This is a genomic window from Kordia zhangzhouensis (assembly GCF_001005305.1).
Taxonomy (GTDB): Bacteria; Bacteroidota; Bacteroidia; order Flavobacteriales; family Flavobacteriaceae; genus Kordia; species Kordia zhangzhouensis.
This window is the reverse complement of record NZ_LBMH01000003.1, coordinates 421,707-446,764: the sequence shown is the minus strand read 5'-3', so window position 1 is coordinate 446,764 and position 25,058 is coordinate 421,707. Positions and strand designations below refer to the sequence as shown.

General features: G+C 33.9%; 20 protein-coding genes. 19 read left to right on the top strand and 1 reads right to left on the bottom strand.

The features are described from left to right. Window positions 1-43: 43 nt before the first annotated feature. The 6 genes from sov (at window position 44) to AA088_RS05345 (ending at window position 12,272) form a co-directional block, all read left to right on the top strand. Entirely contained in the window at window positions 44-7,216 is a 7,173-nt protein-coding gene (sov, locus tag AA088_RS05370; RefSeq protein ID WP_164484231.1) for a T9SS outer membrane translocon Sov/SprA, read from the top strand. Window positions 7,217-7,292: 76 nt separating this feature from the next. Then, window positions 7,293-7,673, top strand: coding sequence for a glycine cleavage system protein GcvH (gene gcvH / locus AA088_RS05365; RefSeq protein WP_046743911.1), 381 nt, complete (start codon window positions 7,293-7,295; stop codon window positions 7,671-7,673). After that, the gene (locus AA088_RS05360; protein ID WP_156168418.1) at window positions 7,666-8,058 is read left to right on the top strand and encodes a VanZ family protein; all 393 of its coding nucleotides are present in this window, start codon (window positions 7,666-7,668) and stop codon (window positions 8,056-8,058) included. Before gcvH ends, AA088_RS05360 begins: the two co-directional genes overlap by 8 nt. Window positions 8,059-8,114: 56 nt before the next feature. Next, window positions 8,115-8,831, top strand: coding sequence for an energy transducer TonB (locus AA088_RS05355; protein ID WP_046743910.1), 717 nt, complete (start codon window positions 8,115-8,117; stop codon window positions 8,829-8,831). A 106-nt stretch (window positions 8,832-8,937) separates the two neighbouring features. Then, window positions 8,938-9,738, top strand: a complete 801-nt coding sequence (locus tag AA088_RS05350; RefSeq protein ID WP_052752792.1) for an energy transducer TonB — start codon at window positions 8,938-8,940, stop codon at window positions 9,736-9,738. Window positions 9,739-10,163: 425 nt separating this feature from the next. Continuing rightward, entirely contained in the window at window positions 10,164-12,272 is a 2,109-nt protein-coding gene (locus AA088_RS05345) for a hypothetical protein (protein ID WP_046743909.1), read from the top strand. 288 nt (window positions 12,273-12,560) lie between these two features. Here AA088_RS05345 and AA088_RS05340 read toward each other — a convergent pair whose 3' ends face one another. After that, a complete protein-coding gene (locus tag AA088_RS05340) occupies window positions 12,561-13,454 on the bottom strand; it encodes an MBL fold metallo-hydrolase (protein WP_046743908.1) in 894 nt (297 codons plus the stop codon). Window positions 13,455-13,612: 158 nt separating this feature from the next. Between AA088_RS05340 and cyoE the strand changes: the two genes are divergently transcribed. The 13 genes from cyoE (at window position 13,613) to AA088_RS05275 (ending at window position 25,016) form a co-directional block, all read left to right on the top strand. Further along, window positions 13,613-14,524 (top strand): heme o synthase, encoded by a 912-nt coding sequence (gene cyoE / locus AA088_RS05335; RefSeq protein ID WP_046743907.1) that lies wholly within the window; start codon window positions 13,613-13,615, stop codon window positions 14,522-14,524. A 3-nt stretch (window positions 14,525-14,527) separates the two neighbouring features. Then, window positions 14,528-15,109: a cytochrome c oxidase subunit 3 gene (locus tag AA088_RS05330; protein ID WP_046743906.1), complete on the top strand. Its 582-nt coding sequence runs from the start codon at window positions 14,528-14,530 to the stop codon at window positions 15,107-15,109. A 46-nt stretch (window positions 15,110-15,155) separates the two neighbouring features. Continuing rightward, window positions 15,156-16,238, top strand: a complete 1,083-nt coding sequence (locus tag AA088_RS05325) for a cytochrome c oxidase subunit 3 (RefSeq protein WP_046743905.1) — start codon at window positions 15,156-15,158, stop codon at window positions 16,236-16,238. 34 nt (window positions 16,239-16,272) lie between these two features. Next, window positions 16,273-16,662: a cytochrome C oxidase subunit IV family protein gene (locus tag AA088_RS05320; protein WP_046743904.1), complete on the top strand. Its 390-nt coding sequence runs from the start codon at window positions 16,273-16,275 to the stop codon at window positions 16,660-16,662. Between the two features lie 275 nt (window positions 16,663-16,937). Then, window positions 16,938-17,639 (top strand): hypothetical protein, encoded by a 702-nt coding sequence (locus tag AA088_RS05315; RefSeq protein ID WP_046743903.1) that lies wholly within the window; start codon window positions 16,938-16,940, stop codon window positions 17,637-17,639. A 5-nt stretch (window positions 17,640-17,644) separates the two neighbouring features. Continuing rightward, window positions 17,645-18,346, top strand: a complete 702-nt coding sequence (locus AA088_RS05310; protein ID WP_046744158.1) for an SCO family protein — start codon at window positions 17,645-17,647, stop codon at window positions 18,344-18,346. 1 nt (window position 18,347) lies between these two features. Continuing rightward, window positions 18,348-18,878 (top strand): DUF420 domain-containing protein, encoded by a 531-nt coding sequence (locus AA088_RS05305; protein ID WP_046743902.1) that lies wholly within the window; start codon window positions 18,348-18,350, stop codon window positions 18,876-18,878. Next, window positions 18,879-19,112, top strand: coding sequence for a hypothetical protein (locus AA088_RS05300; RefSeq protein ID WP_046743901.1), 234 nt, complete (start codon window positions 18,879-18,881; stop codon window positions 19,110-19,112). Between the two features lie 135 nt (window positions 19,113-19,247). Beyond that, window positions 19,248-19,949 carry an ABC transporter ATP-binding protein gene (locus AA088_RS05295; protein ID WP_046743900.1) on the top strand — a complete coding sequence of 234 codons (702 nt, stop codon included), beginning with the start codon at window positions 19,248-19,250 and terminating at the stop codon, window positions 19,947-19,949. Next, on the top strand, window positions 19,942-21,171 hold the full coding sequence (locus AA088_RS05290; protein WP_046743899.1) for an ABC transporter permease: 1,230 nt from the start codon (window positions 19,942-19,944) through the stop codon (window positions 21,169-21,171). The genes AA088_RS05295 and AA088_RS05290 overlap by 8 nt, the downstream gene beginning before the upstream one ends. Window positions 21,172-21,187: 16 nt before the next feature. Beyond that, complete coding sequence (locus AA088_RS05285; protein WP_046743898.1) at window positions 21,188-22,450, top strand: ABC transporter permease; 1,263 nt, start codon at window positions 21,188-21,190, stop codon at window positions 22,448-22,450. A 41-nt stretch (window positions 22,451-22,491) separates the two neighbouring features. Beyond that, entirely contained in the window at window positions 22,492-23,661 is a 1,170-nt protein-coding gene (locus AA088_RS05280) for an efflux RND transporter periplasmic adaptor subunit (protein WP_046743897.1), read from the top strand. A 23-nt stretch (window positions 23,662-23,684) separates the two neighbouring features. Further along, window positions 23,685-25,016: a TolC family protein gene (locus tag AA088_RS05275; RefSeq protein ID WP_046743896.1), complete on the top strand. Its 1,332-nt coding sequence runs from the start codon at window positions 23,685-23,687 to the stop codon at window positions 25,014-25,016. Window positions 25,017-25,058: the final 42 nt, after the last annotated feature.

Sequence of the window (25,058 nt, the reverse complement as noted above, 5' to 3'; positions counted from 1 at the left end):
CCTTATACCAACATTTTGTAAGAATTCGATTGTCGTACTGATAATGTTTTGTGCAACTTTACTAGTAGCGCAAGAAACGAATACGCAGCAAACTGATTCAACCAAAACGCAAACAGGTTATGCAATTGGTAAAATTCAATTAAAAAATCCTTCGAGTATTGTCTCAAAATATACCTACGACCCTAAGTTGGATCGGTATATATATACAGAAACAGTAGGTGATTATGATATAAGATATCCTTTAATATTAACACCTAAACAATTTAGAGAGTTGTTGTTAAAGGAAAGCATGAAAGGTTATTTCAAAGAAAAACTAGATGCTATTTCTGGTAAAAAAGAAGGTTCGGAAGATGCGCAAAAAAATCTGTTGCCAAAATTCTATATCAACTCAAACTTTTTTGAAAGTATCTTCGGAGGAAATACTATAGAAGTAATTCCTCAAGGTTCGGTAGCAATGGATTTAGGAATTCGCTTTCAGAAAAATGACAATCCGGCATTATCTCCTCGCAATAGAAGTAACCTAAGTTTTGATTTTGACCAGCGTATCAGCCTAAGCTTGTTGGGGAAAGTAGGTGAGCGTTTACAAATCAATGCAAACTACGATACACAATCTACATTTGACTTTCAAAATCAAATCAAATTAGAGTATACACCAACGGAAGATGACATTTTACAAAAAATAGAAGTAGGTAATGTAAGCATGCCACTCAATAGCTCACTCATCACCGGAGCACAAAGTTTATTTGGGGTAAAAACAGAGCTTAAATTTGGAAAAACACGAATTACAGGAGTATTCTCGGAACAACGTTCGCAAACTAGAACCATTACGGCTGAAGGAGGAGGAACAATTGAAGAATTTGCTTTATTTGCGTTGGACTATGATGAAGATCGTCACTTTTTCTTATCACAATACTTTAGAGATAAATACGATTCTGCCTTAGAAACCTATCCGTTTATAAATACCCCGGTAGAAATAACACGTGTTGAAGTTTGGGTAACCAACCGTTCTGCACAAACACAAAATGTACGTAACATTGTAGGTTTACAAGATCTAGGAGAAGCTAATCCTGACAAAACTAAAATAAACCAACCACCAATACCTGCGCCTGCAGGATTTTTCAATGCGGCCAATCCCGATGCTTTTCCTGATAACGAGAACAATGATTACAATCCAGAAGCAATTGGAACGGCGGGCTCTGTACTAACAGAACAAATTAGAGATATAGCAACAATTCAACAAGGTTTTGGAACGGTTTCAGGAAACGTTCAACAAGGATTTGATTACGTATATCTAGAAAACGCACGAAAACTGAACGAAAACGAATATAAAGTTCATACCAAATTAGGGTATATCTCATTAAACCAACGATTAAGTAACGACGAAATATTAGCTGTTGCATTTCAGTATACAGCAAATGGACAAGTATATCAAGTAGGAGAATTTGCCAATGGAGGAATTGATGCAACACAAATAACAAACACTGATACTGATGGAAATCCTACAAACATTCAAAATCAAAATTTAGTTGTAAAACTCTTAAAAAGTGCTATTACGGAAGTCAATGATCCAATTTGGGATTTAATGATGAAAAATATCTATGCTACAGATGCTTATCAGCTAAGTCCTGACGATTTTCGACTTAACATTTTATATACAGATCCGTCTCCTGTAAACTATATCACTGCTGTAGATGGAGGGCCTGCATTGCCCGCAGACGTACAAGATGAAATTTTACTAAAAGTGTTTAATCTTGATCGATTAGACATCTATCAAAATCCTCAAGCCGGAGGAGATGGTTTCTTTGACTATTTGCCAGGAATTACAGTCGATCAAGAATTTGGACGAATTATATTTACAACCGTAGAGCCATTTGGAGAATTCTTATTCGAAAAATTAAGGAATGCTCCAACAGAAGACTATAATAATCCTGCAGATTATAATGCAAACCAAACTCGTTATGTATACAGAACAATGTATACTGAAACAAAAGCAGGAGCGTTGGATGATGCAAATCTCAATAAATTTCAATTAAAAGGACGTTACAAGTCACAAGGAGGAGACGGAATTCCATTAGGAGCTTTTAATGTACCTAGAGGTTCTGTAGTGGTAACGGCTGGAGGACGCGTACTACAAGAAGGAATTGACTATACGGTAAATTATGCGCAAGGGCGTGTGCAAATTTTGGATGAAGCTTTAAAAGCATCCAATACACCAATTGATGTTTCTGTTGAAAATAACTCATTATTTGGACAGCAAAACAAACGATTTACAGGAATTAATATTGAACATCAGTTCAATGAAAACTTTTTAATTGGAGCGACCTACTTAAACTTAAATGAACGTCCAATTACGCAAAAAGCAAACTATGGTGCCGAACCTGTAAATAACTCCATCTTCGGATTTAATGGAAACTATTCTACAGAAGTGCCATTTTTAACACGATTAGTAAATAAGTTGCCAAATATTGATACCGATGTGCCTTCAAATGTATCTGTTCGTGGAGAATTTGCATACTTATTGCCTGGAAGTCCAAAAAATGCAGACTTTCAAGGAGAGGCTACAGCTTATGTTGACGATTTTGAAGGAGCGCAAGCTACTATTGATATCAAGTCGCCTTTAGGTTGGTTTTTGGCAAGTACGCCTGGAACGCCTGGAGATGCTCTGGGAGATAATTTAGGGGGTCAATTTGGAAATGATGAACTAGAATATGGATATAACAGGGCAAAACTTGCATGGTATACTATTGATCCAATTTTCTATGGAAATCAAGCACCTGGTGGAATTAGTGATGACGATGTGTCAAGAAGTGAAACACGTCGTATATTTGTAAATGAAATCTTTCCGCAAACAGACATTGCTCGTGGACAAACAACCGTTCAAACAACACTTGATTTAGCATATTATCCTAATGAAAGAGGACCGTATAACAACAATCCAAACTTTGCTACGCAGCCGCAAACGCAAAATTGGGGAGGAATCATGCGTCCTGTGACTACAACAAATTTTGAACAAGCTAACGTTGAATATATTCAATTTTGGCTGTTAGACCCTTATTTTTCTGATAGCAATACCTCAAGTCAAGGCGGTGAGCTTGTGTTTAATATTGGTAACATTTCTGAGGATATCTTAAAAGATGGTCGTAAACAGTATGAAAATGGTTTGCCAGAAGCTGGAGCGATTAACCCTTTAGTCACACAAACGCAGTGGGCAAAAGTGCCTCAAACACAGTCGTTAGTGTACGCATTTGATGCTGTAGAAGCAAACAGGCAAGCACAAGATGTTGGATTGGACGGATTACCAGACAATGAAGAAGGAGCTAAGTATACAAATTATGCGACACTAGAAGATCCTGCAGCTGATAACTATCAATACTTTTTAAATGCAAGTGGAGATGTATTAAATCGGTATAAAAATTTCAACGGGACACAAGGGAACTCACCAATTGCAGTAACGGATACGAATAGAGGAAATACTACGGTTCCGGATGTAGAGGATATTAACCGTGACCAAACGATGAATACAATTGATAATTACTATCAATTCCGAATTCCAATTAATCCAGGTATTGGGACTTCTACAACGTACATTACGGATGAACGTATAATACCTACTGAGCTTCCAAATCAAACAATAATCAATTCTCGTTGGGTACAATTTAAAATTCCGATTACTGATTTCTATAAACAAAACCCTGATGAACGTATAACGTTAAATGATCTTAGAGCAATCCGTTTTATTCGTATGTACATGACTGGGTTTAATGAACCTACGGTGCTTCGTTTCGCTACGCTCGATTTAATTCGTGGAGATTGGAGGCGTTATAATCTATCATTAGAAGCAAACAATGATGACCCACAAGATGACGGAACACAATTTGATGTAAATATTGTTAATATTGAAGAAAATGCAAACAAGCTTCCGATTGGATATGTAATTCCACCAGGAGTTGTTCGGGAGCAATTAAATAATAATAATACAGTAATACGTCAAAACGAACAATCTCTAGGAATGGTTGTTTGTGACCTTGATGCTGGAGATTCCAGAGGTGTATTCAAAAATATTGATATTGATCTTAGGCAGTATAAAAACTTAAAAATGTTTGTGCATGCTGAATCATTATTTGGGCAAACAAATCAATTAGCAGACCAACAAGCAGTAGCGTTTATTCGTTTTGGTAATGATTTTACTCAAAACTATTATCAAGTGGAAATTCCTTTAAATGTTACTCTTGATAATGAATCTTCGCCTGAAGATGTGTGGAAAAATGAATTTGATATACCACTAGCGTTACTAACACGAATTAAAGCAGCAAACTTTAACAATGCGACAGCCGCTACAGAAGTTGCATACTATAATGAAAATGCCGAAGAAATAGCAAACCAATTCGCACCTTATACTTCTGATGAGCGCATGCGAATAGCAATCATAGGTAATCCAACAATTGGTCGAGTACGCTCGCTAATGGTAGGTGTCAAAAATGCAACGGCAACAAGTTTAGATGCTACAGATACTCCTGTAGGTGGTGTGCCAATTTGCGGTGAATTTTGGTTTAATGAATTACGACTAGCTGAACTAGAAAACCGAGGAGGTTGGGCTGCCGTTGGATCCTTAGATGCAAACTTAGCTGATTTTGCAACGGTTTCTGCAACAGGAAGAGTAAGTACGGTTGGTTTTGGTAACATTGAACAATCACCAAATGAAAGAAGTAGAGAAGAAGTTAAGCAGTATGATGTGGTTACAAATGTAAGCTTGGGGCAATTATTGCCAAAAAAATGGGGAATTAAAATTCCTTTTAATTATAGTGTTGGAGAAGAAATTATTACGCCTGAATACGATCCGTTTTATCAAGATATTCGACTGGAAGATCGATTGGATTTAGCAGAAACACAAGAAGACAAAGATCGAATCACAGAGCAAGCAATTGATTATACCAAGAGAAAAAGCATCAACTTTATTGGTGTTCGTAAAGAACGTGGAGCAGAACAAAAACCACATTTCTACGATGTAGAAAACTTTACATTGTCATATTCATACAATGAAACAGAACATCATGATTATGAAATCAAATCGCTTAGAGATCAAAATGTGCGCGCAGGGTTAGATTATAACTTTAATTTTAAGCCAAAATCTATTGAGCCTTTCAAAAAGAACGATTCACTTTTTACTGGAAAGTATTGGAAATGGTTGAAAGATTTTAACTTCAATCCGCTGCCAACGAGTATTTCTTTAAACTCAAATATTACCAGAAGTTTCAATGATCAAATATATCGTGATCCGTTGTTAGAAGAAGGAAATCAACTGCCGCGTTTACAGCAGCGTAACTTCTTGTTTGACTGGTCATATGCAATCAATTATAATCTGACAAACTCGTTGCGATTCAATTTTACCGCAGCAAACAATAATATTGTCAATAATTACTTTGATGAAAATGGCGATATCAATACTGATTTTGGTATTTGGGATCGATTCTGGGATATAGGTGAACCAAATACACACACGCAATCTTTACAACTTACATATGAATTGCCATTAAATAAGATTCCTACCTTTAGTTTTTTAAATGCGACTTATAGTTATACAGGAGATTTTAACTGGCAACGTGGATCTGATGTGTTGGAACAAGTAGCAGGTGAACGATTAAATACAATTCAGAATGCCAACACGCATAATATCAATGCGTCGTTGGATATGACGCGTTTCTATAAATACATAGGTTTTGTTAAGAAGCGAAAAGGAAATGAGAAAGGAAACTTGCGAAGCGGACGTAATAGTAGACCCGGAGTGCCAGGAAGTACAGGAGATACTGAGCAAGATGAAAAGAAAAATTCAAACAAGGCAAGTGTAGGAACAAAAATATTTAACACATTAGTTGATGTAGTAGGAAGTGTAAAACGTATCAATGTTAGCTACTCTGAAAATAATGGAAAAGTATTGCCAGGATACACACCATCTATAGGATTTATTGGAACATTAAAGCCTTCAGTAGGTTTTGTATTTGGTAGTCAAGCAGATGTTCGATATGAGGCAGCGAGAAGAGGTTACTTGACAGAATTCAGTGGATTCAATCAACAGTTTACACAAGTTCACAATACCAATTTAGACATTACTGCTCAAGTAGAACCCATGAGAGATTTGAAAATTGATGTAGTGGCCAATAGAAATTATTCTGAAAACTTCTCAGAACAATTCAATGTGCAAAACGGAGAGTACATTTCGCTCACGCCAAATCAAGCAGGGAATACCTTTGGAAACTTCGGAATTTCAACAATACTCATAAAAACAGCATTTAAACAAAGTGATGCAGATCGATCTGTAACATTCCAAGAATTTGAACAAAACAGGCAAATTATTGCGCGTCGTTTAGCAATCGCAAATGGGCAACCTTTAACAGATACTGACAACGATGGATATCCAGATGGATTTGGAAAAACCAACCAAGCAGTACTGTTACCAGCATTCTTGGCAGCCTATTCAGGAACAGATGTTAATGATATTAAGCTAGGAGCTTTTAGAGATGTCCCAATTCCGAACTGGACATTAAAATATACAGGGTTAATGCGATTAAAATGGTTTAAAAAACGTTTCAAACGTTTCTCATTGTCGCACGGTTACCGATCAAGTTATACAATTAACTCATTCCGAACAAACTTAGATTATGTAGCAGATGATCCGTTCAGTGATTCAAACTTGGATCAAGGAGGAAACTTCCACAACCAGAATATCTTCTCTAACGTTAATTTGGTTGAACAGTTCAATCCTCTAATTCGAGTAGATTTCGAAATGAAAAACTCTGTCAAAGTATTGGCAGAAGTTAAAAGAGATCGTGCTTTATCGTTAAGTTTTGATAATAATTTATTGACAGAAGTAACTGGGAATGAATATATCGTTGGATTAGGATATCGTTTTAAAGATGTTCGAATCGATACGAGAATAGCAGGAAAGAAAACTACATTAAAAGGAGACTTAAACTTGAAGGCAGATTTGTCGCTACGTGATAACATTACCATTATTCGTAGTTTAGATCTTTTCAACAATCAGGTAACTGCTGGACAAACGTTATGGTCGTTAAAATTTACAGCAGATTATGCGTTGAGTAAAAACCTAACAGCACTATTTTATTACGATCATACATTCTCAGAATTTGCTGTCTCAACAGCATTTCCTCAAACAACTATTCGTTCTGGAATAACACTTCGTTATAATTTTGGAAATTAACAGAAATTGTGGTTGAAAACTTAAAGATAAAAAAGTACATTTGCTCACACGATAACACAAATAACACTTAAAAAAAATGAACATACCAGCTGAATTAAAATACACCAAAGACCACGAGTGGGTAAAAATTGAAGGTGATACCGCTGTCGTAGGAATTACTGATTTTGCTCAAGGAGAATTAGGAGACATTGTATATGTTGATGTTGATACTCTTGATGAAGAAGTGGAAAAAGATGAGGTTTTTGGAACAGTAGAAGCTGTAAAAACAGTATCTGACTTGTTTATGCCATTATCAGGAGAAGTAACTGAGTTTAATGAAGAACTCGAAGACGAACCAGAATTAGTAAACAAAGATCCTTACGGGAAAGGTTGGATGATTAAAATCAACATCAGTAATGAAGAAGAGATTGATCAATTATTAAGTGCCGACGAATATAAAGAGTTGATAGGTGCATAAATATATAAGTACGTTTTTGGCTGTCGCTTGGATGATAACAGTAGCCGTCATTAGCCTGATATCCTTAGAAGGTGCGCCAAAACTTACTTTTTCCTTTGCTGATAAAATCATTCATGCAATAGTATATTGTATATTTTCAATAGTTTGGTTTTATGCTTTTTTTAAAGGAATCACAACTCACTTTTTGCGAAAAAATGCACTACTAGCAAGTGTTATATTTGGAATCATGTATGGAATCCTTATTGAAATTCTACAAGAAACTGTGGTAGAAAATAGACAAGGAGATTGGCAAGATGTATTGGCAAATGTAACAGGCACGCTATTTGCTGTATTACTAATAAAAGTATTTATTGCAAACAATAGAAAGTTAAAAACACAGAATTAATTGTTTTTTCTGCTAAAAAAAAATTAAATTAGCAAACATTAAAACGTATATTTATTATGGAAGCAAAAAAGAATCCAAGTGTTGACTTAAGGAAAAATAGCTTTTTCTATCTTACTTTAGGGTTGGCATTAGTAACATTTCTTATCTGGCAAGGGATGGAGTGGACAGCTTATGACGAAGTTGCTAAAGAAGAAACTGTCGACTTATTGCAAGATGATGAAGAGGAAATGATCCTTACGCAACAAATTCAACAACCGCCACCACCGCCACCGCCACCAGCTCCAGAAGTGATTGAAGTTGTGGAAGATGAAGAAGAAGTGGAAGAAACGGTAATCGAATCTACTGAAACAACAGAAGAAGAAGTGATTCAGGAAGTTGAAACGGTAGAAATTGAAGAAGAAGAAGAAATTATTGAAGATGTACCATTCTCAGTAATTGAAGATGCTCCGATTTTTCCAGGTTGTGAAAAATATTCAAGCAAAGCTGAAAGAAAAAAGTGTATGTCTGAGCAAGTTCAGAAACACGTAAACAAAAAGTTTAATACAGAATTAGCTTCTGATCTTGACTTAGAAGGTGTTCAAAAGATATTTGTTGTTTTTAAAATTGATAAAACAGGAACTATCACTGATGTACGTTCAAGAGCGCCACACCCAAGATTGGCAAAAGAAGCTGAAAAAGTAATTAGAAGTCTTCCAAAAATGAAGCCTGGAAAACAAAGAGGTAAGCCAGTAGGAGTTAACTATACACTTCCAATTGTTTTCAAAGTTCAATAAGAAAATACATTTTTTATATATAAAAGCCTGAGGAATTTCCTCAGGCTTTCTTTTTTGGTACGTTTATTGTTGCTTAACAAAACATTAACATTAAAACCGATTTAATATGAAAAATGTCAATCACACAAAACATGTGAATGCAAATGGTGTACATGAAAGTCACCTAGCAAAAAAGAACGATCTCAAAGTACAAAAAAGCTCGTTCTTGCGATTCTCAGTAAGTCTTGCCCTGAGTCTATTTATTGTTTACACTATTTTTCAAGTACAAACTGTTAAAGAATCTGAAAAAGCTAAAGTTGTTACGCTAATCGCAGATAATGATTTGTATGTATTGGAAGATTTTCGAGTTGAGCAAGAACTAGTAAAAGAGCTTCCGCCTGAAGAAAAAGTAGTTTCAAAGGTTATTTATGATCAATTAAAAGAGATAGATGATGATGCAAAAGAAACTATCAAGGAAGTTTTAAAAACAGAACCAGAAACAAAAAAAGTAACCTCATTTGTAAATACTGATAATGTTTCTGTGGAAGATGAAATTGAAGAAATTGAAGAGCTTCCTTTTGCTTTTGTTGAAGATGCACCTATCTTTCCTGGTTGTGAACAATACAATAGTAAAAAGGAAAGAAAAAAATGTATGTCCGAAAAAATTCAAAAGCATGTCAATAGGAAATTTGACACAAGTTTGGCTGAAGAATTAGGTTTGTCGGAAGGCAAAAAAAGAATAGATGTGTTATTTATTATTGATGAAAATGGTAATGTAACAGGGATTCAAACACGTGCGCCACATCCAAAACTACAAAAAGAAGCTGAGCGAGTTATTCGTGCATTACCAGCAATGAAGCCAGCAAAGCAAAGTAATAAAAGTGTTCGAGTGAAATATAACTTACCAATTATCTTTCATGTAGACTAAGAAAGATTACTTTCTAATAAAAAAGGAAAACCGAGTTATTCACTCGGTTTTTTAGGTATACTTCCTGTGACAAATCATTACATTAACATTAAAACCGATTATTATGAAAAATGTCAACTTAAAGCCTTTGCAAATGTTACCAAGACTTACAAAGAGCATTTAATCAGAAAGTATACTACAAAAGTACGAAAAAGTAGTATATCCTGCTTTTTTTAGGTCTATTTAATCTATTTTATCGTTGGAAGTCACCTTTTTAAAGATAAAAAGTGAAGAAAACAACTTATTTATTTCTCTCTATAAAGAATAAAAATAGAGGAGAAGGTTTTGCTGTTTGTCAAAAGTTATACAAGAATAGGATCTTAGGGAGCAGGATTCAATTAATTTTGTGAAAATATGCTATCTTTCGCATTTATAAAAACTCAAACATGCTGCGTCTTACACCATTATTAGTTCTTATAGCAATTCTATTGAATCAACTAGGTTATAGTCAAAACACTACAGAAACTTTTGAAAAGTATCCAGTATTTCCAGAATGTGAAAATATAGAGATTGCTTCACTTCAAAATTGTTTCAATACAACATTGCATGCGTTTATAGCTGCTAATTTTAAAGAACCAGCAATCGTTCACGATGAAAACTATAATGGAGAGTTTATCGTGTTATTCGAAGTTACAAAACAAGGAGAGTTTAAAGTTTTGTATGTTGATGCGGTATATGAGGAAATAAAAACAGAGGCGAAACGTGTATTTGGCTTGTTGCCTACAATTAAACCACCAATGTATAGTGGAAAACCTACTTACATGCAGTTTACGATGAAGCTATCAATTCCTCTAGGAACAAATAGCATTCAAAATCTTCAGACATCTCCTGAAAAAGAAACCGAACTAGAATCGTTGGCAAAAAAAGAATTTGATGAAGTTAATGAAAAGTTACGTTCCTATAATGATGACCTATTTAAGAGTAATGTGAATATCCCTTTTTCACATGATGCGTATTCTTATTTTGATAGACAAATGAATCTTGTCGGTACGAACAGCCATACTGCTTCAAAACCGTATCTGTATAATACGGTATCTAATTATTATGACTTTAGCGCAAATCAAGAAAAACTAAAAAAAGAAAAAACATCTTGGTTAGGACGAAAATTGTGGAATGAACACATGGTAACAGTAAAAGGAGAAAATTACTGGTTTACTCTTAATCCTATTGTGGATTTGCAAATTGGAAAAAATACGAATAGCGAAGTAGATTATACTTACAACAATACTCGAGGAGTTCAAGTGCAAGGAGGTCTAGGAAAAGGATTTAACTTTTCGGCAACTGTTTTTGAAAGTCAAGGTCGATTTGCAGATTATTTCAATAGATATGCAGAAAGTATTAAGCCTTCAGGAGGTAATCCTGCAATCATTCCAGGAAGAGGAATTGCTAAAGAATTTAAAACAGATGCTTACGATTATCCTGTAGCTGAAGGATATATTTCATATGCTCCTAGTAAAATGTTTAATGTGCAATTAGGGCATGGTAAGAACTTTATTGGAGATGGCTATCGGTCGTTATTTGTTAGTGACGTAACGAGTCCATATCCTTTTCTAAAACTCAACACTTCTTTTTGGAAAATCAAATACACAAATACATGGATGTGGCTTCGTGATGTGCGTCCAGAAGTTACAGAAGATGGGGCCTTCTTAACAAAATACATTGCGAATCACTATTTAAGTTGGAACGTTTCTAAAAAACTAAACATTGGTCTATTTGAATCTGTAATTTGGAAAAATGATAACAATCGCGGATTTGATATCAACTATGTAAATCCGATTATCTTTTACCGCGCAATTGAATTTTCAACGGGCTCTCGTGCAGGAAATGCTATTGTAGGACTAAGTTCAAAATACAAGTGGAATGATAATATCAATCTATATGGGCAATTTATTCTAGATGAATTTTCATTGAACGATATCAAAGAAGGAAATAAAAGTTGGAAAAACAAATATGGGTTCCAAATTGGAGCAAAATATTATAATGCATTCAAAGTTGACAATTTACTAGTGCAGCTCGAATACAATCAAGTGCGTCCATATACATATTCGCATAATGAAGTTGCTACAAATTATGGACACAATAACCAATCAATGGCACATTTGTGGGGAGCAAACTTTAGAGAAGTTATAGGAATTGCTAGATATCATTATAACCGTTGGTTTGGAAGTGCAAAAATAATATATGGTCAACGAGGATTGGACTTTGATTCTTCAGTTGATAATACTAGCTACGGAAGTAATATTTTCCTTGATAACGATAATCGTAATGGAGATACTGGTGTAGCGTTGTTACAAGGAAATAAAACAAATATATTGATAGGTGATTTAAATGTGGGATATATAGTAAATCCAAGGACGAATTTAAAAATATTTGCAAATGTAACTTACAGGAATTTTAATCCTACAGCGACTACCTCTGTTGATTTTAAAGAAACTACAACTTGGTTCAATTTTGGAATTAGAACAGATATTTTTAACTGGTATTTTGATTTTTAACGACAGAATTTATAAATTTGTTACATAGCCTCGAAAATTACTAAAATTACAAGACCAGCCAAATCTCTTGTATGCCCAAACCTATTTATTAAAATGATTAAGCCATTTTTCTTACTACTACTTGTAGTTCCATTTGTTTATTTAGGATATAAATCATTAGATTTATCTGTATACAGAAGAACCCGAAGATCCCATTACATGGTAAAAGAATACCCAGTATTTCTACTGGGCTGTGTCTTTTTCCTAATTGCAGGAACAATTATTTTGAACTATAAAAGTTTACTAGAGCTATTGTAAGCTTTTATAAAATGTTTTTCTTAATACCTCTCCAGAAATAAACCAATCTCCATAACCTAAATCATCATAAGTTTTGGTGAGAAATTTATTTTTGGTGACTTCTTCCTCAGTTTTCCCTGCTTTTATCTCAGTAAGAATATTATTTTTTATAGTTTCAAGCATTGTAATATATGATGCCAATTCGGTTTTATTTGATAAGTTTCTGTGACCAGGAATTATTATAGTCTCATCATTAATCAAAGAGAGCGCTTTTTTTATAGCCGCGATATATCCTTCTACACTTCCTCCAGAACCCAAATCTATATAAGGATATTTTCCTTGAAAATAAGTATCACCCATGTGTAATACATTACTTCTTGTAAAATAAACCATTGCATCACCATCGGTATGGGCTTCATGTACATGAAAAATAAAGATGCGTTCCCCATTAAAATAAAAAGAAACATCTTTTGAAAAGGTAATCACAGGTAGTGCTGTTTCAGGTGAAGCTGGCGTTGTTCTATTGCGTTCTTTATTGAACTGCTCCATGCTCATGCGTTTGCGCACATTTTCATGGGCTACAATCACCGCGCCTTCTTTGCTCATATTCTCATTTCCTCCAGTATGATCTCCATGCCAATGCGTATTGATTAAAAACTTAACAGGCTTATCTGATACTGTTTCGATGGCTTTTAAAATTTTAGGGGTCAAAGGAGCAAATTGATCGTCAATCATAAAAACACCATCTTCGCCAACAGAAATAGCAATGTTTCCTCCTTGTCCAACTAACATATATACATGTTCGGATACTTTGGTAACGTTAATTTGGACTTCTTTTTGTTGGGCAGAGCTAATGGATATTGAGCTTAAGAAAATAAATAAGCAACTAATTTTAAGGAGTTTCATAGAATTTTAGTTTTGAATATGGTCGTTACAAATTGAACTTCCTTTCCAAAGATAAAAATTGAAAAACAAAAACTATTTGTTAAAGCTGCAAAACTGTTTGAAAATCATTGCATACATTGTATTTGTACTTTATCTTTGCAGGAATTTCAGGAAGGTTGATGAAAACGGCATTGAATACGATTAAAAAAACATACTCATTCGCTTCTACAATCGAAGATTTTAAACAACTTACCAAAGTCGGATTGGCAGTAAGCGTAGTTTTTTCTTCACTTGCAGGCTATTTGTTAGCTGTAGGAGCCAACGGATTTAGTTTAAAAGTCTTGACTTTATTGGCATTTGGAGGTTATTTTATGGTAGGAGCTTCCAATGCATTTAATCAGATTATAGAGAAAGATTTAGATGCTAAAATGGATCGTACTAAAAATAGACCCGTAGCTTCAGGTCGTATGTCAGTCACAGTAGCCTTCATTATTGCTTCGCTTTTTACCATTGCAGGGATAGTTATTTTATATATAATTAACCCAAGAACAGCAATGTTTGGGGCGATTTCTATTTTTTTATATACATGTCTGTACACTCCATTAAAAACAATTACACCATTATCGGTATTTGTTGGAGCATTGCCAGGAGCTATTCCATTTATGTTAGGATGGGTAGCAGCAACTGGAAAATTTGGCATTGAACCAGGAATTCTATTTATGATTCAATTTTTTTGGCAATTTCCTCACTTTTGGGCAATTGGATGGTTTCTGTATGATGATTATAAAAAAGGAGGATTTTTTATGTTGCCCACAGGGAAGAAAAATAAAGCTACAGCCTTGCAAATCATTATGTATACTGTATGGCTTGTTTTAATTTCTGTATTTCCAGTAATGGGACTTACGGATGGATTAAAATTATCCATAGTTGCTGCAATTGTGGTATTTTTTACAGGAGTTGGTTTACTATATTATGCAATCCAATTATATAGAAAAATGGACAATGCTTCTGCAAAAGCGCTTATGTTGGCTAGTGTGGGCTACATTACACTAATTCAAATTGTATTTGTAATAGATAAATTTTTACAATAAAACATGGATTTAACACAAGGAACATTTCAGGAAAAGCGAGCAAGGTCTAGGAAAATGATGTTGTGGTTCGCTATGATTAGCATGTTTATGATGTTTGCCGGATTAACAAGTGCATATATTGTAAGTCAAGAACGTCCTGACTGGTTAGATACTTTTGAAATGCCGATAGCTTTTTTATACAGTACCTTGGTAATTGTGGCAAGTAGTGTAACATTTCATTTAGCTAAAAATGCGATTCAAAAAGGATTACAAGGAGTAACAAGCTTATATTTATTACTCACATTGGCATTGGGAATTACATTTGTAATTTTACAGTTTGTTGGGTTCAATCAAATTATAGAAACAGGGTATTATTTTACAGGAGAAGAAAGTACAGTAACAACCTCTTTCTTATACATCGTTACGGTAACCCATTTACTGCACGTTGCGGCAGGTATATTGGTGTTATTGGTTGTAATTTATAATCATTTTAAACAAAAGTATAAACAAGGGCAAACACTTGGTTTAGAACTAGGTGCAATGTTCTGGCATTTCCTAGATTTTCTGTGGGTCTTCTTGTTTTTATTTTTATATTTCTTAAGATAAGAAAAAAACGTAAATTTGAACAATTTTTTAAAAACGTATACTTTTTATGGAAGCTACTGTTTCAAATACAGGTACAGAAGGTAAAGTTTGGGGAGGCGGAAACAAGCCGCTTGGAGCCAGCTATGGAAAAATGATGATGTGGTTTTTTATTCTTTCAGATGCACTCACATTTTCTGGATTCTTAGCAGCGTATGGATTTTCAAGATTTAAGTTTATAGAATCATGGCCTATTGCAGACGAAGTGTATAATCACTTTCCAGGGTCGCACGGAGATAATCCGATGTATTTTGTTGCCTTGATGACTTTTATATTAATTGCTTCTTCTGTAACGATGGTACTTGCAGTAGATGCTGGTCACCACATGAATAAGAAGAAGGTAACTTTCTATATGTTCTTAACCATTATTGGTGGAGGTATTTTCTTAGGTTCGCAAGCGTGGGAATGGACTAATTTTATCAAAGGTTCATACGGAGCATTGGAAACTAAAGGAGGGCAAATTTTACAGTTTGTTGACACACGTATGGCAGAAGGCGATGAAAAAATGAAACGTGTTTCTGTAGAAGATTTTGCAACAGCTTCACATAAAGAAAGACAACAACATACACGTAGTAAAGGGTTGTGGTTTACTTCTGAATCATCTTTGCCAGAATATTCTGTGCAAGATGTCGTAACTGCTTTTAATGCCAACCAGCACTTAGCGGTTCGTACACAACAAATTATTCCAAATATAGAAAAATTAAAAGCTTCTGATAATCCTGCAGATATAGAGAAAGCAGCAAGCATTGAACGTTTGTATGTTAATGCTGATCAAACAGGTCAAAAAGGAGTGTTAACAAGAGCAGAGTCGGAAAGAGCATTGAAAAACGCAATACAATATGTGAAAGGTGCGAACCTTATTCACAATGAATACGGAAATAGATTATTTGCGGATTTCTTTTTCTTTATCACAGGATTTCACGGATTCCACGTATTTTCTGGAGTTGTGATTAATGTAATCATCTTCTTCAATATTTTATTAGGAACCTACGAACGAAGAAAGAATTATGAAATGGTAGAAAAAGTTGGTCTTTATTGGCACTTTGTCGATCTTGTTTGGGTATTCGTATTTACCTTCTTCTACCTAGTTTAAAAATCAAAAAAAGAAATCGCATCATAGTTATATCATGGGACACGATAACACACATAAATTAGAAATATTTCAAGGATTATTAAAGTTCAAATCCAACACTCAAAAAATTTGGGGCGTATTAATCTTTTTATCGATTGTAACGATTATAGAAGTTGGATTGGGTATTGTAAAACCTAAATTTTTAACGGAATGGTATCCTTTAGGAATGAAAGCGTTAAACTGGATATTCATTATTTTAACAATTGTAAAGGCATACTACATTGCTTGGGATTTCATGCACATGCGTGACGAAAAAAGTTCATTGCGTAGAGCAGTTGTTTGGACTGCAGTATTCTTAATTTGCTACTTGGTATTCATCCTTTTACAAGAAGGAACATACATTGAAGGCGTAAAAGCAAATGGATTTGTAAAGTGGGATTTCTAAGAGGATTCAATAATATACACAAAAAGCGGTAAATTAATATTTACCGCTTTTTTTTATAAGTTTTTTTCGAAGCATACCTGTATAAGTTATAGCTTTTAGAAAGATAAAATTAATCACCTGTTAATTCTTTCAAAAAAAGGAACTAACTCGCAAAAAAGTAGCGAATTATAGAGAAAAATAGCAAATCGATTTTTATTTTTGTATAGTCAAAATAAATACCGCAAGAACACGGTTATTTTGAATATTTATAACGGAATTGAACGTAAAAACAACAAATGAAAAAGAAGATTATTTTAGGTGTATTATTCTTATTGCCAGTAACCATTGTTCTCATTCTTCTTTTTACAAATCATAATTACACACCGTTGCCTACTATTAAAGAGAATGTGTCTGAGCTTATTAATTATGAATCTTTTGAAAAGAAAGAAAAGATACAATTTGAGGGTAAAATTACCATTTTAGGTTTTTTAGGCGATAATGTAAGCGGTAGAAAAATAAATGTTTTAAATCTAAACCAAAAGATTTATAAGCGTTTCAGTGGGTTTAAACATTTCCAATTGGTAATGTTGGTTACATCTGGTCAAACAAGAGAGATTGATGATTTAAAATATGAAATCAGTCGATTTGCAGATGAACTTACTGCATGGAATTTTGTGATTGTAGACGAAAGAGAACTCAAGAGAATTCATGAAAGTTTAGAAGTTCCTTTGCTTTTGGATTCAAAATTAAGTTCTGAATTTGTATTCATCATTGATAAAAGTAAAAATCTTCGAGGACGATTTGATGACCGGTCAGATATTGAAGTGCGAGAAGAGGCAGAACCTTATATGTTACATGGATATAATACAACAATCATTTCAGAATTAGCTGGAAAAATGACTGATGATATTCGTATTTTATTTAAAGAATATAGAGGGAAGTCAACCAATGAAAAATCTAACAAAAGACGTACAGAAGAATTAAACAAATCAGAATAATGGATATGAAAAAAAACTATTCATATATCGGAATTGCATTTATCATTCTCATCTTTGGAATTATTTTTATTCCTAGAATAGTAAATGCAGTAAAAGAAGATGCAATCATTGAGAAAGACCGAATGAATATAGAAGGAAAAGAACGTAACCGAAAACTTCTTTATCTTGAAATTAATGAGAAAGCTAGAATGGTTCCTGAATTTATTTTTACAAACCAAGATAGTCTAGAAATTACAAATGCCGATTTTAAGGGAAAAGTAACGGTTATGGAGTTTTTCTTTACGAGTTGCCCAACAATATGTCCGGTAATGAATAGCAATATGCGTACACTTGATGAAGAATTTCACAAAAGAGATGACTTTGCGATTGCTTCATTTAGCATAGATCCAAAAAATGATACACCTAAAGTGCTAAAAGAATATGCTGAGCGATATGGAGTAAAATCTATGAACTGGCATTTTTTAACAGGCGATTTAGATAAAATTCATGAGTTGTCTAACACAGGGTTTAACATATTTACAGGAATCAATCCCGAAGTGGCCGGTGGATTTGAACATCAAGGATATTTTGCTTTGATTGATAAAGAAGGGTTTATCCGTTCACGTAGAGATAATCATGGAAACCCTAAAATCTACTATCAAGGAACTGATGTTGATGAAGTAGAAATGTTGAAAGAGGATATTAAAAATCTATTAGAAGAAGAATAATATGGAAGCAGCTAACGATATTGAAAAAAAATACAAAATTTGGATTATAATTTTATCAATTGCAATTCCATTAGTGGTGGCTATATTATTTGGTGTAAAGCTAGAAAATGTTGAACCATTGACATTTTTACCACCTATATATGCTACAATCAATGGAATCACTGCTGTATTGCTGATTGCAGCTGTAATTGCAATTAAAAATAAAAAAATAAAACTACATGAAACACTCATGAAGATTTGCATAGGTCTTTCTGTGGTATTTCTTGCAATGTACGTAGCTTATCACATGACTTCCGAATCTACAAAATTTGGAGGAGAAGGAGTTGTTGCGGGAATTTATTACTTCATTTTAATTACACATATAGTTTTGAGTATTGCTATTATTCCTTTAGTGTTAATTACATATGTAAAAACTTTAGCAAAGCGTTTCGATAAACATAGAAAAATAGCCAAAATCACATTCCCAATTTGGTTATATGTTGCCATAACGGGCGTAGTTGTATATTTAATGATTTCACCTTATTACGCATAAATGAAAAACAAATATTACATCCTGCTGTTGTTGGTGTGTTTTTCGGCTATTTCTGCAGAAGCACAATGCGCAATGTGTCGAGCAGTACTCGAATCAGAAGCAGATCTTTCACAAGCTAAAGGTGTGAATAACGGAATTGTCTATTTGATGATGATCCCGTATATTTTAGTTGCAATTACAGGATTTTATATATACAAAACGTACAAGAAAAAGTCAGGCGAAAAAAAAACATGATTTTTCTTGTAACGAAATTAGGTTTGTGTAGTCTTATAGATAGTTCATTTTATCAAAAAATAAGATTAACACAATATTAGCAGTGCGAATAATCGCAAATGTGTAATATTGTTAAAAAACTAAACCTAACCAATTATGATTCAGATCAAGGAACTGCACAAATCCTATCGTATGGGAAGCAACCATCTTCACGTACTTAAAGGAATCAATCTTGATATAAAAGAAGGAGAATTCGTTTCAATTATGGGTTCTTCAGGTTCGGGAAAATCTACTTTATTAAATATTATAGGAATGTTAGACGAGGCTGATAAAGGCTCGTATATCTTAGACAATGTTCCAATTAAAAACTTGAGCGAGAAGAAAGCAGCAATCTATCGAAACAAATTCTTAGGCTTTATTTTTCAATCTTTTAATTTGATTAACTATAAGAATGCGGCTGAAAATGTAGCATTGCCTTTATATTATCAAGGAATTTCTAGAAAAGTTAGAAAAGAAAAAGCGTTGTACTATCTTGAAAAAGTTGGTTTGGCTGATTGGGCACATCATTTGCCAAGTGAATTATCTGGTGGGCAAAAACAACGTGTGGCTATTGCTCGTGCTTTAGCATCTGAACCTAAAGTACTACTTGCTGATGAACCAACAGGAGCTTTGGATACGAAAACTTCTTACGAAGTAATGGATTTTTTGCAAGGAATTAATGACGAAGGAAAAACAATATTAGTAGTGACTCACGAACCAGACATAGCAGATATGACCAAACGTATTGTAATGCTAAAAGACGGAGTCATTGAAGAAGATAAAAAAGTACAACAAGTAAGAGCTTCTGAATATGTTTGATCTAGATCGCTGGCGAGAAATATTCCAAACGATTAATAAGAACAAACTGAGAACTCTCCTGGCAGGGTTTACAGTGACACTTGGTATTTTAATTTTCACCATTCTTTTTGGAATGGGTAATGGATTGAAAAATACATTCTATAAATTTTTTCAAGACGATGCGCAAAATACCATATTCATTTATTCTGGATTTACATCTAAACCATTTAAAGGATTCAAAGAAAACAGACGTGTAGAATTCAAAAACGAAGATCTTGAACTGCTAAAGGAAAAGTTTAAAGATCGTATAGAATATACTACTGCGAGAATCACAAATGGAGTCACAGTAAAATACAAAAGTGAGTATGGAAACTATACCGTAAGAGCTGTACATCCCGATCACCAATATTTAGAAAAAACAATTATTGACAAAGGAAGATATATCAATGAAAATGATATTACAAATGATGCGCGAATCGCAGTCATTGGTCGTTTGGTTGAAAAAGATCTTTTCGGGAGAGAAAATGCGATTGGAAAATACTTTACTCTCAATAAAATTGTATTCAGAGTAGTAGGAGTTTTCAGTGATGCAGGCGGAGATAGAGAAGAACGCAATATATATACGCCAGTTACTACGCAACAATTAATTTATAAAAATACCGATAAAATTGATCAAATCAATCTTTCATATAAAATGGAAATTGGACCTAATGGAGCACGAAGATTGGCAAGAGAAATTGAAAAAGTGTTAAAAAACAAACATAATATTGCGCCAAGTGATCCAAATGGGATTTATGTTCAAAGCGTTATTGAGGATTTAGAGCAAAATTTGCAAATTGCCAATGTGTTGCAAATTATTGTGTTATGGATAGGTATAGGAACTTTATTTGCTGGAGTAATCGGTATTAGCAATATTATGGTATATATAGTAAAAGAGCGTACCAAAGAACTTGGAATTAGAAAAGCATTAGGAGCAAAACCAGGTTCAGTAATAGGTATGATTTTGCAAGAAACGATTGTCATTACGATGCTTTTTGGATACATAGGGTTGCTTATAGGAAACTTTGTGTTAAACTCTATGGGCGATAAATTGGAAGATTGGTTTATTACCAATCCTAATGTAAGTCAAGGAACCATTATTATGGCAACGATTATCTTGATTCTTTCAGGACTCATTGCGGGGTATATTCCTGCAAGAAGAGCAGCTAAAGTAAAACCAATAGTCGCATTAAGAGACGAATAAAAAAAAGCCATAAATAATGAAATTTATATTTACTAGAGATACATGGCAAGAAATTTTTGGAGCAATTCGTAAAAACAAATTGCGGACAGTAATCACTATTATTGGTGTTTTCTGGGGAATTTTACTTTTTATCGGTTTGCAAGGTGCTGCAAAAGGAATGGAAAACGGTTTTGAATCAGCATTTAAAGGAATGGCAACGAACAGTATCTTTTTATGGGGGCAACAAACAGGTATTCCATATGGAGGGTACAATCGAAATCGTAGTGTACGTATAGAATTAAGTGATACTTATCGAATAGCTAATCAAATAGAAGGAGTTCAATTTGTAGCACCCAGAAATGCAAAAGGGATTTTTGATGGGGCACCACCTTTAGTCGTGAATAACCTAAAATCAGGCAATTACAAAGTTTTTGGGGATTACCCAGTAATTGATATGGTTTCTAAAAAGAAACTTCGAAAAGGGCGTTTTCTCAACAAGAAAGACATCGATGAAAAACGCAAAATATGCGTAATTGGAGAACGTATTGAAAAAGAACTATTTGAAAAAGGAGAAGATCCAATAGGTAAGTACATCAAGATTAGTAATATCTATTTTCAAGTTGTAGGTGTATATAAACGAAATAATACGGACTTCTTTGAAGGTGATAACTCAATCTTTATTCCTTTTACAACGTATAAAAAAGTGTTCAACACAGGAAATCAAATAGGTTGGATGGTAATAGCGGGATATCCTGACGAAGATATAGTTGCTATCGAACAAAAAGTAAAAACATTATTAAAAAGACGATATTCTGTTCATCCAGATGACGAACGTGCCTTTGGAGCGGCTAATCTAGGAGAAATGTTTGGTAAAATTACAGGGTTTGTAAAAGGGCTTAAATTTACGGCACTTATTGTTGGAATTGCAACCATCCTAGCAGGTGTAATTGCAATTGGGAATATCCTGTTGATTACAGTAAAAGAACGAACTAAAGAAATAGGAATAAGACGTGCATTAGGAGCAAAACCAAGCGAGATTCGAGGGCAAATTATTTTAGAATCTGTATTCCTTACATTGGTGGCAGGAACATTAGGAATTACCGTTGGAGGAATATTATTATCCTTATTAAATCAGGCGGCTAAAAATTGGGAAGATTTCCCATTCGTTAATCCTACGGTTAGTTTAGAATACATAGTTATGGCATTGTTAATAATGGTTGTTTTAGGAACCCTAATAGGACTCATTCCTGCGCAACGAGCCGTAAATGTCAGACCTATTGAAGCATTAAGAGAAGAATAAAAACAACATCGATCAATATATAATTTTAAGAACCAAAGAAAATGAAAAAAGTTTTATTAATCCTATTATTAATTGTATTCCTTATAGGAGCGGTCGCTGCAGGATCATACTTTGTAAATTCAAACAAAAAAAGTATAGAAACTTTTGAAACAGCTACACCTTTCAAGTCATCAATTGTAAGGAAAACAGTTGCAGCAGGAACTGTAATTCCAGAAGATGAAGTAGAAATAAAACCTCAAATATCAGGAATTATTGAAAAGATTTTTGTGGAAGAAGGCGATAAAATCAAAACAGGAGACTTAATTGCTACAATCAAAGTTGTACCTAATGAGCAATCGCTTAATAGTGCTAGAAACCGCATAAAGAATTCACAGATTGTATTGAACAATGCAAAGGTGGCTTACGATAGAAATAAAGCCCTTTTTGATAAAGGAATTATCTCAAGTCAAGAATTTGAAAGAGCAGAACTTTCATACAATCAATCTAAACAAGAAGTAACCAATGCGCAAAGCGATCTTCAGATTATTAAAAAAGGATCTGTTGGAGGTTCGTCTGCAAATACAAATATTAGAGCAACGGTTTCAGGAACAATATTAGAAATTCCTGTAAAAGAAGGAGATCAAGTCATTGAAAGTAATAACTTTAATGCCGGAACAAGTATTGCTACTATTGCCGATCTTGGGAAAATGATTTTTGAAGGAAAAGTTGATGAAGCCGAAGTTGGTAAATTACGACCAAACTCCGAGTTAAAAGTAAATCTAGGAGCTATTGAAGATAAAGAATTTGATGCAAAACTTACGTTTGTTGCACCTAAAGGAGTAGAAGAAAGTGGAGCAGTTCAATTTAAGATTAAAGCTGATGTGTCATTAGATGAAGGTTATTTTATTAGAGCAGGTTATAGTGCAAACGCTTCTATTGAACTTGAGAAAAAAGAAGATATCTTAGTGATTGATGAAGGTTTATTGCGTTTTGATGATAAAAATGATGACAAACCTTATGTAGAAGTTGAAACAGGTGAGCAAAAATTTGAAAAAAGATTTATTGAAGTTGGAATCTCTGATGGAAAAAACATAGAAATCGTTTCTGGATTAAAAGAAGGCGATAAAATTAAAGTATGGAATATCAAAGCTCCGAAAAAAGATGATGAGCAAAAGGATAACAATGCTACAGATGAAAATGACGCTACGGACGACAACGATATAAACGACTAAAACCGAAAATTATAACCATCAACATGAAAAAAATAATACTATATACTTTGTTGCTAGTTGGAGTAATCTCAACAGCTAATGCGCAAAAAAAATGGACACTTAAAGAGTGTGTTGAATATGCATTAGAAAATAGTATTGCTATCAAACAAGCACAATTAGACAGACAAAATACTGAAATTGACAAGAGTGACGCTAAAGGGGCTTTTCTTCCTACAGCAAATGTATCAGCTTCTCACTCGTGGAATATAGGTTTGAGTCAAAACCCACTTACAGGACAAATTGTAACCGCGACACAACAAAACTCTCGAGGTTCATTAAATGTGGGTGTAGATATTTACAATGGACTCCAAAATATCAACAGGTTGCATAGGTCAAACCTAGCAATATTGGCCAATCAATATCAGTTAGACGATATCAAAGACAATGTTTCGTTGCAAGTAGTACAGGCTTTTTTGCAAATTCTTTTTAATAAAGAGTCATTAAAAGTACTTGAAGCACAATATGCTGTGACATTACAAGAACTAAAAAGAACTAATGAACTTGTAAAAGAAGGCGTGTCTGCTAGAAACGAAGTGTTGGAAATAGAAGCCAATGCAGCTACTCAAGAACAACAAATAGTTGCTGCTGAAAATGCATTGCGAATCTCCAAAATTTCACTTGCTCAATTATTATTGCTTAGTAATTATGATGATTTTGATATTGCAGAAGGAAACTATATGATTCCATCTACAACAATTATGAATAATACGCCACGACAAATTTTTGAAAAATCATTAGAAGTGCGCAATGATGTTAAAATCTCTGAAACAAACATCAAATTGGCTGAATATGATTTAAAAATTGCCAAAGGAGCTAAACTGCCAAGTCTTTCAGCTTTTTACGGATTTAGTACAACATATTTTAATAGTGAATTGTTTACAACAGCACCATTCTTTGATCAAGTTTCAGACAACAAGAACCATTCTTTTGGAGTGCAGTTAAATATACCTATACTCAATGGTTTCAGAGCACGAAACAGTGTGCGTAGATCATTGGTCAATATTGAACGAGCTAAATACAATTTAGAACAAACTAAGATTGATCTCGAAGCAACGGTAAATCAAGCATACAATGATACTCGTGGGGCTTTAAAAGCTTATGAGGCTGCCGAAAAAACATTGGTAGCACGTAGAGAAGCTCATAAATATTCTACAGAGCGTTTCAATGAAGGAATGATGAACTCTTTTGATTTTAGTCAATCAAAACAACGATTGGAAAGTGCTGAGTCAGATGTAGTACGTACAAAGTATGATTACATATTCAGATTAAAAATTCTAGAATTCTACTTTGGCTTACCTCTTACTGATTTGCAGTAGAAAGATAATTTAACTCACAAAAAAGCATCAATACTTTTATAA